This window comes from uncultured Thermanaerothrix sp., assembly GCF_938028735.1.
Lineage (GTDB): Bacteria > Chloroflexota > Anaerolineae > Anaerolineales > Anaerolineaceae > Thermanaerothrix.
On record NZ_CALIMF010000003.1, the window covers coordinates 1 to 13,988 of the forward strand.

Genomic DNA, 13,988 nt, shown 5'->3' on the forward strand with positions numbered 1-13,988 from the left:
ACAAAGCCAAGATCCCTAGCCCAAGAACCCACTCGATTCCTTTTCTCATTATATGCCTCCGTCTGTGAAAAAGTGTTTATCCGCACATTACGTACGGGCGGGTCAGTCCTGCGAACCAGAGAAACCTTTTAGGTACCCAAACTGATCAGGCAATCAACCCGAAGATAGGGTTTGCAAGCCGTTTTGAACCCGAGATTCTGATTGCAGGGTAGATTGAATTAGCGTAGCAAGATTAACGCTCTCCTGGCTGGTCAGTGGCTTGGAAATCGAGATCCAGGTTTGAGTCTCCTCGCCATGCAACAGCAATGTAGCCCAAGCGCTTCCCTTCCGAACCAGAAAGATGATTACCTGACCACCCACAATTGCATCCTGGTCAGCCCGATCTCCTTTCGGATCATCGCCGCTCGGGAGCCATTGCAAGTTAAAGGTTTGGATTACGTTCAGGTTCACACGGCTCAATCGTTCAATCACCCATGCGGCCGTTTGGGCACAAGAAAGGTTAAGTCTTAAGATCAGAGTCGACACACTCATCGCCACACTTATGCCCAGTGTACACGCTGTGTGCCCCATTGACCAAGCGTCAACCACCGTATATGGATATAGGCAATTTGGCGCAGAGCGGGATCCTGCCGCAAAGACGGCTTGTTATTAATCAGATCACATCATTACAAAAGCGGCGGAACTCACAGCCTACGCACTTTATACGCTGAGAAGTTGGTTCTGGCATTTGTTCGCTTTCCAGCATCGCCTTCATGGCCTCTAGAGTTTCGTTCAATTTTTTGCGCAATCCTGCAGTAAACGGCACCTCTACAGCTCGCCGCAGGGGGATTTCATACAAAAAACCCCGCCGCGCTACTCTGCCACTCAACTCCTCAAGCAGCAAACCATAAGCCATTAATTGGAGTTTGAAATGTTCACCGCTGCGATGGGAGAATTTGAAATCTACCGGGATGATCTCCCCGGGCGCAGGTTGATCTACCCAGATAACGAGATCCACAGCTCCACGCAATCCCCATCGGGCCGAACGTAATGTGATGTTGAACTCCCGCCGTCCCTCTATCAGACCATATAAGCGCAGGGAGCGACGAACCTCCCGTGTTTCTTCCTCTTTACCTACTTCTTTTCCAACCTCCATCAGGTAAGTACGGGGACGCACATCGGGTAGACAAACGAGGAAATAGAGCAACCGGCGGCAATACACCCATTGTTTTAAGTCAGTCACGCGGAAGGGATAGTCATAGATCTCATCATCCAGATCCAGCATGGCTTAATCTTTCTCTTTCTGGTCAATGACTTTGCGCTTATTCCAGTCATTGGCACAAATGGGAACAAGTTGCACGTTTCCAGGACTTTTGCCCAGAATGCGCTTGATTTTGACCATAAGTTCTTGCTGCTGACTTGGCACCAACCACCCCACAAAGGCGCTAAATTGGATGCGATCCAATCCATAATCCAAACAGGCATCTGCAATTTTGGCGCGTTTACGATCGTCTACAATATCATAGACAAGGATAAGATTGGGTATTTTCTCTGCACTCATTTCCCTACCATAACAACGCAGAAGGTTGATACGTTTTACGTTCACCACGGAGAAATGTAGCCATGTGGCGTGCCTGCATTTGAATAATGGCACGAATGGGGTAACGCTTTCCTTCAAAGGGGATAGAGGCATCTAGCCGCTCCAGCACCCGTTCAGCAACCATGCGTCGGGCTTCCTGGGTCAGAAGGTGTTTACTATCCTGTGCAAATTCCACACCCTTGTTAGCCAATCCGATAATGGTACGATCCACCACCATGGGACGAAATTCCTCAATAAAGTCCAGAGTTAGACTGGGTTTACCCGGACGATCAACGTGGAGAAAGCCCGCGTAGGGATCTAGACCTGCCAAAACGATAGCACGCTCGACCTGACCATAGAGAATGCCATAGCCATAGTTAAGCGCAGCATTTATAGGATCGGTTGCACCGCGCCCCTCGCGGCCGGGGAACCCATATTTTTCCGGCACAGTTCGCCGAATGGCTTCCCAGTATCGCTGAGCCGCACGACCTTCTATTCCCATAATGGGCTGACGCAACTCTTCAACACACAGCCTACCTTCTTGATAATCGGGCAAATGCGTTAAGCGCTCTAACTTGATCCGCTCATCCAAAATTTCGGCCGCATGAAGCCGCAGCTCCTCATATAGAGCAGGATCGCTATCCTTACGATACTTGCTCATATATTTCAAAAAATTGGCCTGATTCTGGATCTTGCCAATGGCAAGGGCAATCACCAGATCTAATCCTCGGCGGTCGCGGTATGCCTCTAATTGCGCTCGGCGAGTCGCTATGGTACCGGTCAGCCCAGCACTATATAAACTCGCATAGGGCTCGCCCATTGAGTTGAGGAAATAAATTGGAATGCCGCGCTCAGTGCACGCTTGCACGGCATCGGCGCTGATGCTAACGCCCAAATTAGCGATCACCACCGATTCAAGGTGCAACAGTGGAGCCAGCAGACGTTTTTCGTCGCCTTTAAAGACGATCAGGCGTTCGCTATGTTTGCCAATAAAACTCCCATGCTCATCTACAATCAGATGTTGCACAATTGCCACCCCCACCTCCGTTGGCTCAGTTTTCAAAGCACCAATCGGAAAACCCCATTACCTTTGACCGTGTCTTTACCCACTTGAACCAACTCTCCCCAGACCAACCAGGGTAGGAGCTCGCGCCATACACCAACTGGCGCACCATAACGCGCCGTCCCCACTAGGCCACTAATCCACGTTGGCCGGCCGGTGCGGCTAGAACCACTGGGCACCTCAGTCCATCGGGTATCGTTTTCAATCAGACGTACCTGTGAAGCAAGATGATGTAAATGAGCGCGCTCCTCATAGGAACGCCTTTCGCCTCCAGAGAACTGGATAGCCAACTCATCCAGACGTTCCAGTAAACGGGCAAAAAAGATAGCAAAATCAGGGGCCTTGACCAACTGATCATTCCAGACAAGACGTAACGGAGTTAGAAACACTATGTTGAGTTCACGCATGCCCTGACCTTTCCAGGTCTGCAACGCGCGTTCAACCCGCTCCAACACGTCCGCATGGGTTAGCGAATACTTGGGAGGGTGCAGCACCGTGTCACCTTCGCCAAGGATTTCCTCTTCAATCCCGTCCAGGGTTTCAGAGACAATACGTCGCAACCTAAAGCGCCCGCGCCCAGACCCAACGCCAGTAATCCCCATCTCGGGTACGGCTAGCACAAAGTAGGGTAGGTAGCGCTGCGCTTCCCCAACCAATGTGAGATGAAAGGCGAAACGTTGGCCCGGTTTTAGGGTCTCAGGAAGGTAGAGTGGTGGGGTAAGGACATAGCCCCGCCGTTCCACACCCGGTTTCTCATTGGCAGCCACCAGCCAACACACTGGACAGGTCGCAACATGTTCAGGGTCAGGAATTGGTGATACTCCTGCGACCGTTGGCACGCTGTAGGGACAAGTGGCCCGGCGCATCACATCTACCAACGCACCTCGCAAGTTATTCCCCGCCCGCATACCTCCCAGCCGAAGCGGGGTCTCCACCACACACTCGAAGCGCAAACGGGTTAGGGTAAGAGGAAAATCCGCCATCAATCGGGGTCCTCCAAAAATCGTGAGTTCAATGGGACATCAAGATCCAAACCCTGTTCACTATCATAGGGAACGGAAACCACATCAGGAAAGTCACGATCTCCCGCGTGTAACAACCCCCGTTGGGCAAGCATGGCACGTAGGCCCCACGAAAGCGGCACAAGCAGCGCATCGGCCTCGAGAGCACGTTCACTGTCGCGTAATTGCAGATATTCGTTATATAGCGATTCAGGTAAAACCTCGGTGCTGTCAAACAGGCGGTGGAACTGCTCCGCCAAAGCCGCGTTAGAACGAAAAGGTTGAAGCACTTGTAGGAAATTGCGTTCGAAATCTATGCGAGCGCTCCTAAAGGCACTTTGCCAAGCCGCGAGCACTTCACCAGTATATACGGCATTAAGCCATTGTGGCAGACAGCGCTCATCCAGCACAAGAGCATCCCCACGAGAGGCAACAAATTCTCTTTCAAGCACCTCCAGGGTTTGGGTCACCTGCTCCAGCGGGCGATAAACGCGACGAAAGACCTCATCCACACCACGAAAAATGTACACTGGTGCCAGTTCCCGATTACCCAAGCGGTTAACGCGCCCAATACGCTGAAGAAGGGCTTCTAATGGCGCAGGATCAGAAAAAAGCACGTCCAAATCAAGGTTAAGGCTGACCTCAACCACTTGGGTTGCTACCACCACTAATGGGCGAGGATCGGCAAGATTCAGCCCAGCTGCCTGGAGCATCTCGCGTTCTTTGCGCGTGCGGTCGCGACCAGTAAAGCGCCCGTGTAGAAGGAAAAGAGGGATTGCAGGCGGGAGATGCTCACGCATCCACGACCACGCTTGCTGGGCGCGGCGCACCGTATTACAGACGACGAGCACCCGCCGCCCTTTCCTGGCCTCACCAAGAGCTCTTCTCAGATTTTCTTCGTCTAGCAGATCACCCTCTGCAAGGAAAAGACGGTGGCGGCGTAATCCTGCTAACAAACGCTGAGAGGCATGGATGGGGGTAACCCGCTCTAGAGTATCTTCCAGCACACCGCGGATGGGCGCGGGCAAAGTTGCCGACATGACCAGAAAACGTGCCCCGTAGAAACGCGCCAGATACCCCATGGTAGCAACTATCATTGCCAGGCGGATGGGTTCATAAACATGCATCTCATCGAAGATAAACGCCGCTTCGGAAAAATCGCTCAGCAGGGCTTCATGCCCTTTAAGTTGAAATGTGGCCTTGAGAAGTTGATACGGGCTAAAGACGCGTATCGGATAGTATGCCATCCCAGAGCGATTATGAAGCAAGCGCGCCAGTTTTGCCGCCTCTCCGGGAGCGTAAGATTGCTCCATCAAGCGCTGAAACTGTGCCATGGTGCTGCGTCCATGCAAGAGCCCCACTTGCCCCGGAAAGATGCGGTTCAGGCGGTCAAACATGGCATTCATACTGGCTTGATAAGGTAGAGTGTAGAATAGACGGGGCAAACGCTGATTCACTGCCCAAAGCAGAGCAGCCTCTGTCTTGCCGGTGCCAGTGGGCGCCAACAAGATGACATGCCCTAAGGTACGGCTTGCCTTTCTTTGATGTCCGTATAAACAGCGATACGGCAAGGATAGTGACTCCAGAACAGCCTCGGCCTCCAGTTGCGGACGGGGCAATGCTCCCCACCCCGCCGAAGCCAGATGATCGGACTGCAAGAGCAAACCTCGCAGAAAAACACCCGGGCGCAGGACTTCAGCGGAGGGCGATTCATCCTCCCACTCGCGCAGGCATCGCTCTAAACGATGCAAATGACAGCGCACCGCTTGCGGGGTGAGAGCGCGGAGGGCTTGTTCCAGCGGCGGCAGGGCAGGAGAGGTTACTCCCAAAGGACGCATCCTCAGCGCCTCTATCCAATCACTGGCACAAGTTTCTATCCAGCGATATAGGGCGGTAGCATCCTCGCGAGAAATCTCCCCCAACATAACCGCGAGCGGGTCCAGATCAGGTTCTTGCTCGTCAAGATAGCCTTCGATCTCATCGAAATCCTTATGATGGGTGGCAATGGCCGCTGCCAGAAAGGTTGCTTCTTCGGGGGAAAGATCGGCAGTAACCCAATCGACAAACGCCAGCGAAAGCACCTCGTGACGGAACTGCCAGTGACTTTCTTTGCCGCGTAACAAATTTTGAAAGCCCTGTGCAGCTTTGCCCCAATCATGCAGGAAGACCGCCCAGAAGAGCAGGTGCCACAGGCGCGGTTGCCCACTGAGAAGGGACAAATCGGGACGCTGATGCGCCATCTCGCTGAGACGCATCAGCGCTTCCCAGGTATGCTCCACCAAAGTTTGTCCGTGCTGTTTCGACACTAGGGAGCTTTTTGCCCACAGATGGGTTAGGTTGGGCGGAATACAGGGCATCTGCATGGTCAAACCCACGAAAGCCACACCACACCGTAAGGGTCGCCTTCTACCAGCGGTTCGGTCGGATCTGCCCACCAGGGTTCAAGAGTAGGCTGACCGATGTAGCGCATAAACTCACGGGTGCGCACCCGGCGATGCAGAACCACATAGCGCTCAAAAGATGGATAGCGGCGGTTGGAGTAATCTAACCAGCGGGGCATAAGCACCGCCTGACCAGCGGCAGTATACGCGGCGTAAGCGTAGGGCAGAAGAGTGTGCTCTAGCACCACCTGCTCAGCAGGCTGAAGGTCCACCACTTCCACACTGCGATAGGTGAAAAGGTCTTGGGAACGTCCCAGACACACCGCATAGCGCGGATGACGGAATGCCTCCAGCCACTCGGGGCGGTTCAGGTATAAGGTGAGGCGCGGGAAGTAAAGGATCTCGCGCTGGAAGGGATTGGGGTTGCCTTCCAATACCTTCGGCAGAGATTTATCGCCGGGCATCTTCCCGCTGGAAGGGGTGAGCAGGTAAGTGGTCTCAATATCTGCTTGTTTGCGGCGGAACTCGAAACGCAGCGCAAATCGTACCCCCTGAGGGTCAAACCAGTCGCCCAGGGCACTGGCAACATGCCCGTACAGCGTGGCAGGCGGGGGCATTTCAAAGGTGGGCTGAACACCCATCATAAAGTGAGGGTAACGGAAGGAAGCGGTCAACCCTTCAGCAACAATCTTGAGTGCATGCATAGTGCACCCCTTTACTGCATCCAATCCGGGTGTGCCTCCAACTCTTGTGCCAGTCGCTGGCAGGCCTCGCGCGGGTGGATCAGGTGAACACGGTCATTCCAATCACCCAGCAAACTGCCTTCACCCAAAGCCATTTCGAGTTTCTCGCGCTCGGCGTCCAGATAACCGCGCACCCAGCCAATGTACACATCCGAAAGCAAGTCCTCGCGGTTGACATCCAGCGCTTCACGCAGGGCAGGCAGGTTGAGCACAGGGCGTTCGCCTTGGGCACCGATAATATGTCCAAAAATGTGGTTACCACCTCGTGTGACTGCCATAATCAACACATCAGGGTTAACATCCGTATAATGTAGCGCCTGCTTGGCGCCCCCGTTGAGCTCGGCCAGTCCCGCTAACAGGGCCCGTACACGTTGAACGCGCTCTTCAAGCGGCAGACGATACGCCTTCTCCTGAACTAAATGTTCCAAGCCTTTTTCTTCTGCCTGTTTTTTACGCTGCTCATCCAAATTGAGATAACCGGTACGCTCAACATAGGTGAAAGTGCCCACTGCATGCAGATCAAGCGAGAACAGGCCTTGTAGGGTCGTGCGATAAAACTGATGTCCGTGCGGTACAGGGTCTCCCTCGTGACGCGACATTGTGCCAAAATCTTCTACCAGACGCACTGGTGCAATCGAGACCAACGTGCTGACACGGAAGGGCGAAACACGCGTCACCGTCTCAGCGGTTGGGGTGGCTTGGGCTACCAGACCGCTGGACTCGCGAGCATTGGCAGCTTCGGTCTTCTTTGAAGGAGCACGCATGTAACCAAACAAGTCATCATCCCAGTAAAGGATGGGGTTAGCATCGGTATAGGCGATTTTGGCTTCGCGGAAGATCGGCGCGGCTTTCCACCCCCAGTTGCCCTGCTCCAGCGTCGTCCGCAACCAGTAGCGGAAGGCCTGGGCAGAGACATAGGGGTAGTTGCCTTCGCGGGTGGGAATATACTTTACACCCACCACATTCTCGGTCATACTACCGGGCATATTGCCCAGATTATTGAGTGCAGACGCGGGAGCGTCGATCAACAACAAACCAGTGACGAAAGACATAGCAACAACCTCCTTGAGATGGAATTACAGGGTTTCTTCTTCAGGCGCAGCTTCAGGCAGTTCTTCAGCGTGCGCCTGGAGCCAACCTTTTTGATACAGCTGCTCGAGCAAACGAATGAGCACCAAATCGCGCCCAAGGCGCCAATCAGCGTTAGGCACGCCCTCAGACTGCTCAAAAATGGCGAGGAATTGATCGAGGGTAATTAGCGGCTTGCGCCCGGCGCGCACCTCGGCAGCGGAGGCGCGGATAAGCACAGCACGCAATTCGCCGTAATTGCGCGCCATCCAGAAACCGTTGAACACACCCCGGTCGTTGCGATCAAGGATATATTGTGCAAGGGCATCCCCCAATTCGCGGATGGATTGAACACGGGAGTCTTCCATAAGCATCACCTTCCTGAGAAAGAGTTCGGTTAACCGCCACGAAATCAAATTCACTTCGCGGCGGGTGTCATAAGTCAGTGTAGGGTCTTGTTTATCCAACGTTTGACGAGAGGGCTTGCGGAGGAAATACAGGCGGATGAAGCGCGGCGCACCCTCAGGCAGGGTAAAGAGATCTTCATAGAGGCGGTTGTAGCGCGGAATCTCGCCCTCTTTGCGGGTTAACTGCCAGCCGCGCGTCGTCAGGGCTTGCCACTCGGGCTTAAGCAGGTCATTGCGCATCACCGCCCTCAGAAACTCACCCACCTCCAGCGGCAGGGGGTAAATATCTAGTTCGGCGCCCTGCCCGCTGTTGGTGAAGTAGTAACCAGTCAAGGTAGGCGGCACACGACCATTTTCTCGCCCCTGACGGATGAGTTCATTCTCGGCTGAGAGCAAGTGTTCGATAAGTACGGTGCGGGCGCGATGCGGGCTGGTATCAGGCAGCTTTTTCTCACCACCAGCGCGCGCAACGGTTACCCCTTGTAAATTCGCTCTGAGGAAGGCTTTAGCAAAGTAAAGCAACAGGTCCGGATCATCGCTGTGCACTGCTAGAAGTTTGCCGCTTACTTTAGCACACCCCATAGGGAGCATTTGAAATGCTAGCAAACTGATACCGGAAAGGGGAATGCCAGCCTCACCGTACGGATGGAAGTTGATGACATCTACGCCAGTGAGCAGAGGCACATGCTGGCGATAGGTACGTCCGGGGGGCAAATCACCATCGGGGTTAAGCGCCACGTTCGTAGCCGGTAAGCCAGTGAGTGGATCACGCTCTTCGCTGACAGGTCCAGCAAACGCACTAGAGACAATTTCAGCATATTTTCGGCGCTTTTCAGGTTGTTTCTCAAAAGCGGGGTTGGTAAACCCGGAATTGGGAAAGGCAACGTTGAGAAACGACTTCAGTGGATCCACAATGTAGTTTTCGCGAATGTACCGCGCCGCATTGTACAAATCCTCTTCCGTTAGCTGAGTGGGGCGCTTCTTTCCAGCAAAGGCGGTCAGAGTTGCCAACCCCACATCCAGCAGCGGATGACCGGTATAGTCTAGCGAAATGAGGGGTTTTTCGAGCACAGAATACCTCCTTTCCTCAGGATTAGTTTCGCCGTCGACGGGCGGCATCGCGCTGAGACTGCAGGTTGAGCACTTCGGCAACCTCAAAGCGCGGGGGAATGGCGCCATTGACCGGACGCAGGCGCACGCACGCCGGGAAGTAGCCCATCCTGCCATGCAATTCAGCGATGAGCAGAACGGCACTGAAATTGAGCGAAGGTGGATTAACAATAATCGGTGCGTTTTGCCATTCTTCCAACGTCAGCCCGGCCTGATCCACCATGGCGGCTACTTGAGGCGCCAGCGGCTGATCGGGTTCGATCTGGCTGTGCACCTCTACCACACGGTCAATGGGCACGCCCAGCAGGGCTTGTAGTTGCTTCATCTGGTCGGCAGAAAGAGGATGCGAGAAGTTGACCAGAATCATACGTTACTCCTACGAATGGGAAGGATGCTCGAAACAATGTCAAGCAGATGGCGAGTGTCGTTCTGACTGAGGGGTTTACCGGGGCGGTACTCCTTGAGTTCAATGACCGTCACCCGCAGGGCAGATGCCAACGCTTTGTAACGATCTTCCATTGAAGACTGGGTAACCATAAAGCGCGCAGCATAGGTGCCTAGGTACTCGCGGGCAGCAATGGTGGTTAACTGATCCACCGCTTTCTTACCACTGCCCTCGCCGCCGGTTTTGATTTCAAAAATACCCACCTGATTGCCACAACGCGCTAGCAGGTCAATTTCCACCTGATCTTTCACCCCGTCGGGCACCACACTCTGTTTGATCTCATCTACATGCGGTTTCAGGGCTTGGGCAACGGCATCTTCCAGCGCCTTTCCGGCAGTTGGTTGGGGTTTGTAATGATATCCGTCCAGATGGGCTCGAAGATAATCGTCCAGGGTGATCAGTGCAGGAAGTTCGCAGGGATAGTTCCTTTCGAGGTGCAAATCGCCCTGCTCATCAAAACGATAGCGATAGAGCATGCTTTTTTGATCGCGCCCGCGCGGACCCTCTGTTTGGTAATAAACCAGCGAGTAGCGGCGCTGGCGGGCCAATTCAAAAGCCGCCAGTGCCATCGGTTTGGTCCCGCCAGTAATGTTGACAACCACCTCATCCTGCGGTTCGCCCAGCTCACAGCGAAGCGCTTCCAGAATGCGCGGAATCTGGTAGCCCTCGCCAATGGAGAACAAACGGGAATGACCCATCAGGTTGGCCAGACGTCTGGCACTTTTCTTGGAGGCATCTAATTCAGTATGGGCAATGAGAGTCTGCGCCGGTTGGAGGTGGCGCGCTGGAAGTAGGTTGGGAATGGGTTGTTCACCCGCAAGACATAATAGGATCATGGAAGAAACCTCACTTGAAATAACCATATCCTGCACTGGTCTTGGCGCCAGCGCCCAGATCGCGCAAACCGTTCTTCAGCCAGACGCAGACCTGTTCCAGCAACTCCGCGTGGGCAGCACCGCGCCGCCACGCCACCGCAAAGGCAAATTCCTTATCTTTCGGCACCGCCAGGAAGGCAATAGGGTTGGGGTTGTGCCAGTCACCGGGGGGCTCTTTGCCCTGATAGTAGGGAGCGTAGTGCGGGTTCATGATATCAATGTCTAACTGGAAGGCAGAAGTGGGCATAGCGTCAAAGAAAACTGCCCCACCCGCCCGATCCAGCGTGCCGAACACCAGACGCATGGTCTTTGCCAATTCCTTTGCCTCTACCGAAGGTTTGAAAGGCTCAAAGGCTTTATCAAACTCTTTCTCTTCCGTGGACAGCGTTTGATCTAGTTTACTCAATTTGCCTTCGTCAAGGGCCAAAAGCGAAGCCAGTTCAAATAGCGCCCAGGTGCGAGCAATGCCTTTAGCGCTACTGGCAGGCAGATAAGGAAAGCCATAGCGATGAAAACTGAAACCAATCTCCAGAGCAGTTTTACGCCCCAGCCCGGGGATGAAGCGCCAATCGGTTTTGAGGGTGAAGATCTGAGCACCACAGGCTTTAGCAAGCGTTTGCCAGCGAGTATATGCCGCTTTGAGTGCGTCTGAGTTGGGAGCGGTTTTGGCGCGATCAAGGGCTTGCTTCCGTCGTTGCTCTTTATTCATACCCATATAAGGAATAAAGCGCTCGAAAATCAGCCCAGGGTTGCTGACCGGGATGCTATGGAAAACAGCCACCGTCTCTTTGGGCAAGGGGTATTCTAAGGATTGAGCAGGAGCACTGCCCCCTCCACCGGGACGATTGGGAGGAGCGCCGCGGTTTTTAGGGCTATTTGGACTCATAGATCACTCCTCCTTCAATTCGGCCTCGGCAAAGCGTTTGTACCAGTTGAGGTACGCCAGGGCTTCCGCCGTTGCTTGGCGGTACTGCAAACTGGTCGCTGTGGTAGCAATCCATTCCAGCAGGTCATGGTTTTCGTCAATGTGCAACTGCTTTTTCAACCAGCCGGAAAGAGCGTGGTACAGCGCCCGATGATGCTCTTCCTTTTTGGCTTTCCAGAATGCCAGCGTTTGCCCCAAGCCATTGCTTTGAATGCTGGCAGGGGCGCTGCGCGCAAGACTCCTTAATTCCTTGTCCTTCTTCCCTTTGGCTTCAGTCACCGCCTTATAAGCATGACTGGCGCGTTCCTGCTCCAACGAACGTTGTTCGGATACTTTCTCAGTCATGGAATTACCCTCCATACACTTTCACCGCAACCCAACCCTGACCGGTGGTCTCATCGCCACCCAACTGGATGTGTCCGCCCTGCAGGAAATCAAATTCCTTCAGAACTTCATCGGCGCTTTTGCCGTCTCTGCTGTTGCGCACATCCGTTGCCATCAGCGGGGCGTAGAGCAAACTATCGGCAGGCAGGCTCTCCGCCGTCCACAACGCACCTTCGTCAACGGTCTTCTTGTCGGGGTCAATACGAATATGCGTCTGTACCTCTGTACCGTAAAGGCAGAAATCGCGGAAGGCGTCCTCAGGCAAGATGCATAGGCGCTTGGGCAAGGTCTCGCGCCAGTAAGCAAAAACCTCTCCCTGCGGCAGGGCATTGTTGGCTAACCAATCAGCAATGGCATCTACTTCTTCCTCGGATTGAGCACCGAAGCTGAACTCCTCCAGCACCACTTTTTTCCGTGCCACCACCTGAGATTTTGTACCCACCCAAGCAGTGTTCGAAGCGGGCTCGCCCTGAGGCAAGCTCCATGAGATAGGCTGCCCTACCAGATCCGCCGCGCGGCGGAAAGACTCCAGGGCATGCAGACTGGTCACCCAGGCAAACACACCCGCCAGCGAGCGCACGGGGAAGAGCAAAATACGCGCATCGCCGACAGAAACAGCTCCAGCCCAGTTCTCGCCGCTGGCACCGGCTTTGCCAAACACGGCTTCCACCTGGGGGGACTCATCCTGCAGGTTGTGAAACTGGCGGTACTCCGCCCGCAGAGCCCCTTTCAGGCTGGCAGCCTGCACCATGGGATACTGTGTGACCCGTTCGCGCTGGATGGGCAAATCCACATTGGCGCTGGCACGCCCGGCACCCACATGCAAGGGGGTTTCAACATAAAAGAAAAGCAAACGTCTGGCTTTAAACATGGTCCTTTCCTCCCAAAAATTACAATGGTCTTATGCTGGTTCCGGTTTCCACGCAGCAATCATCACCTGCCCGAAGCCCATGGCGGAGCCGTCTTCGGTAAGGAAGGGCTGAGACAACTGCACCCCTCCCGCGTGGGAGAAGTAATACACACTGCCCGCAGGGACAAAACGTCGTGCAGGTTTCTGTTTCTTTTCAAGCAGGTCGTATCCGCCTAGCGTCTGATACCGCGAAAGCGCTACGGCTTCCAGCCTGACCTCTCCGCTGAAGAAGGAACGCCACGAGGCAGGCTTCCATCCCTGCGAGAAATACGCCGGGGTGGCAAAATACACCTTGAAGAAACGCGGCAGTTCGCCGGTGTACCCCCAAGAGAATGGAGCAAACTCCCCTTCTTTGAGAGTGGTGTAACGCAGGGCGCGTCCCTCACCGCCTGCACGCATCACCCCCTGAGGTGGGAAGTCGGGATATCCTTCAAGAATCTCCACCACCAGCCCGGCATCCCCGCACAAGCGGATAAACTCCACTTCATAGAGCATCCCCTTGACAGTAGAAAGTCGTTGTGTGTCGATTTGGATGCCCAACCGCCGCTCGGTGACGAATAGTTCAGCAGTTTTGACCGGCGCCACTGCCTCGCCGCGTTCCATATAGGCTTTCAATGCCTCTTCACTGAGGAAGGCTCCTGGTGCGCTCTTGGTGATGACCTCATTGGGCTTTTCTAACAGGTAAGGCAGAGTTTCTTTTCCCCATACACAGTTCCCGGGATTCGCCACTACCTTCATGGGAACCACCTTTTTTGCCTCGCTATCCGCAGGATAAGCATCTGCCGGGGTGGGGAAGTAGCGCATCACCTTGCCTCCCTCGCGTTTAGCAAGGAAAGGGCCACGCAGGCGCAATCCCTTGGGATTGGCTGAATCACCGACCAATTCACGAATGGCTTGCGAATTGTTCAACGAAATATTTTTATGGGCAAGGTAATGCGAACGGAGCACCCCTTGCATCACGGAGGGAGGTGGTGGGAAAAGGCTGCGCGCCTCATGATCGCTGCCTGCGTTGAAAGGACGCCCATCACGAAAAAGCAAGACATCTTCGGCTTGCATGAACAGGATACTCATTCTGTACCTCCCGAGGCAAGAAAGCGGGCAATGATTAGCCAGCGGGC

15 protein-coding genes are annotated in these 13,988 nt (G+C 54.3%); all 15 read right to left on the minus strand.

Going from position 1 to position 13,988, the window contains the following annotated elements; all coding sequences use genetic code 11:
- Nucleotides 1–153: 153 nt before the first annotated feature.
- Entirely contained in the window at nt 154–531 is a 378-nt protein-coding gene (locus Q0721_RS03010) for a hypothetical protein (RefSeq protein WP_299025163.1), read from the minus strand.
- 121 nt (nt 532–652) lie between these two features.
- A complete protein-coding gene (gene cas4, locus Q0721_RS03015) occupies nt 653–1,264 on the minus strand; it encodes a CRISPR-associated protein Cas4 (RefSeq protein WP_299025164.1) in 612 nt (203 codons plus the stop codon).
- 3 nt (nt 1,265–1,267) lie between these two features.
- Complete coding sequence (cas2, locus tag Q0721_RS03020) at nt 1,268–1,540, minus strand: CRISPR-associated endonuclease Cas2 (protein WP_299025166.1); 273 nt, start codon at nt 1,538–1,540, stop codon at nt 1,268–1,270.
- Nucleotides 1,541–1,544: 4 nt separating this feature from the next.
- On the minus strand, nt 1,545–2,594 hold the full coding sequence (cas1, locus tag Q0721_RS03025) for a CRISPR-associated endonuclease Cas1 (protein ID WP_299025168.1): 1,050 nt from the start codon (nt 2,592–2,594) through the stop codon (nt 1,545–1,547).
- A 23-nt stretch (nt 2,595–2,617) separates the two neighbouring features.
- Nucleotides 2,618–3,604, minus strand: a complete 987-nt coding sequence (gene cas6 / locus Q0721_RS03030; RefSeq protein ID WP_299025170.1) for a CRISPR system precrRNA processing endoribonuclease RAMP protein Cas6 — start codon at nt 3,602–3,604, stop codon at nt 2,618–2,620.
- Nucleotides 3,604–5,985: a CRISPR-associated helicase Cas3' gene (cas3, locus tag Q0721_RS03035; RefSeq protein ID WP_366519162.1), complete on the minus strand. Its 2,382-nt coding sequence runs from the start codon at nt 5,983–5,985 to the stop codon at nt 3,604–3,606. Before cas3 ends, cas6 begins: the two co-directional genes overlap by 1 nt.
- Nucleotides 5,986–5,987: 2 nt before the next feature.
- Nucleotides 5,988–6,707, minus strand: a complete 720-nt coding sequence (gene cas5 / locus Q0721_RS03040; RefSeq protein WP_299025172.1) for a CRISPR-associated protein Cas5 — start codon at nt 6,705–6,707, stop codon at nt 5,988–5,990.
- An 11-nt stretch (nt 6,708–6,718) separates the two neighbouring features.
- Nucleotides 6,719–7,798 carry a type I-B CRISPR-associated protein Cas7/Cst2/DevR gene (gene cas7i, locus Q0721_RS03045; protein WP_299025174.1) on the minus strand — a complete coding sequence of 360 codons (1,080 nt, stop codon included), beginning with the start codon at nt 7,796–7,798 and terminating at the stop codon, nt 6,719–6,721.
- A 24-nt stretch (nt 7,799–7,822) separates the two neighbouring features.
- A complete protein-coding gene (gene cas8a1, locus Q0721_RS03050) occupies nt 7,823–9,292 on the minus strand; it encodes a type I-B CRISPR-associated protein Cas8b1/Cst1 (protein WP_299025176.1) in 1,470 nt (489 codons plus the stop codon).
- Between the two features lie 22 nt (nt 9,293–9,314).
- Nucleotides 9,315–9,698 (minus strand): CRISPR-associated protein Csx15, encoded by a 384-nt coding sequence (gene csx15, locus Q0721_RS03055; RefSeq protein ID WP_299025178.1) that lies wholly within the window; start codon nt 9,696–9,698, stop codon nt 9,315–9,317.
- Complete coding sequence (locus Q0721_RS03060; RefSeq protein ID WP_299025180.1) at nt 9,695–10,612, minus strand: DUF1887 family CARF protein; 918 nt, start codon at nt 10,610–10,612, stop codon at nt 9,695–9,697. Before Q0721_RS03060 ends, csx15 begins: the two co-directional genes overlap by 4 nt.
- Nucleotides 10,613–10,622: 10 nt before the next feature.
- Entirely contained in the window at nt 10,623–11,537 is a 915-nt protein-coding gene (cmr6, locus tag Q0721_RS03065) for a type III-B CRISPR module RAMP protein Cmr6 (protein WP_299025182.1), read from the minus strand.
- Nucleotides 11,538–11,540: 3 nt separating this feature from the next.
- Nucleotides 11,541–11,921, minus strand: a complete 381-nt coding sequence (cmr5, locus tag Q0721_RS03070; protein WP_299025183.1) for a type III-B CRISPR module-associated protein Cmr5 — start codon at nt 11,919–11,921, stop codon at nt 11,541–11,543.
- 4 nt (nt 11,922–11,925) lie between these two features.
- Complete coding sequence (gene cmr4 / locus Q0721_RS03075) at nt 11,926–12,831, minus strand: type III-B CRISPR module RAMP protein Cmr4 (protein ID WP_299025184.1); 906 nt, start codon at nt 12,829–12,831, stop codon at nt 11,926–11,928.
- Nucleotides 12,832–12,861: 30 nt separating this feature from the next.
- Complete coding sequence (gene cmr3 / locus Q0721_RS03080) at nt 12,862–13,941, minus strand: type III-B CRISPR module-associated protein Cmr3 (protein ID WP_299025185.1); 1,080 nt, start codon at nt 13,939–13,941, stop codon at nt 12,862–12,864.
- Between the last annotated feature and the right edge of the window lie 47 nt (nt 13,942–13,988).

Bases quoted from the DNA above. Each gene is read 5' to 3' on its own strand.
- cas3 (WP_366519162.1), bottom strand. From the start codon at position 5,985: ATGCAGATGCCCTGTATTCCGCCCAACCTAACCCATCTGTGGGCAAAA.
- cas6 (WP_299025170.1), bottom strand. From the start codon at position 3,604: ATGGCGGATTTTCCTCTTACCCTAACCCGTTTGCGCTTCGAGTGTGTG.
- cmr4 (WP_299025184.1), bottom strand. From the start codon at position 12,831: ATGTTTAAAGCCAGACGTTTGCTTTTCTTTTATGTTGAAACCCCCTTG.
- cas2 (WP_299025166.1), bottom strand. From the start codon at position 1,540: ATGAGTGCAGAGAAAATACCCAATCTTATCCTTGTCTATGATATTGTA.
- csx15 (WP_299025178.1), bottom strand. From the start codon at position 9,698: ATGATTCTGGTCAACTTCTCGCATCCTCTTTCTGCCGACCAGATGAAG.
- Q0721_RS03060 (WP_299025180.1), bottom strand. From the start codon at position 10,612: ATGATCCTATTATGTCTTGCGGGTGAACAACCCATTCCCAACCTACTT.
- cmr5 (WP_299025183.1), bottom strand. From the start codon at position 11,921: ATGACTGAGAAAGTATCCGAACAACGTTCGTTGGAGCAGGAACGCGCC.
- cas4 (WP_299025164.1), bottom strand. From the start codon at position 1,264: ATGCTGGATCTGGATGATGAGATCTATGACTATCCCTTCCGCGTGACT.
- Q0721_RS03010 (WP_299025163.1), bottom strand. From the start codon at position 531: ATGAGTGTGTCGACTCTGATCTTAAGACTTAACCTTTCTTGTGCCCAA.
- cmr6 (WP_299025182.1), bottom strand. From the start codon at position 11,537: ATGAGTCCAAATAGCCCTAAAAACCGCGGCGCTCCTCCCAATCGTCCC.
- cmr3 (WP_299025185.1), bottom strand. From the start codon at position 13,941: ATGAGTATCCTGTTCATGCAAGCCGAAGATGTCTTGCTTTTTCGTGAT.
- cas5 (WP_299025172.1), bottom strand. From the start codon at position 6,707: ATGCATGCACTCAAGATTGTTGCTGAAGGGTTGACCGCTTCCTTCCGT.
- cas7i (WP_299025174.1), bottom strand. From the start codon at position 7,798: ATGTCTTTCGTCACTGGTTTGTTGTTGATCGACGCTCCCGCGTCTGCA.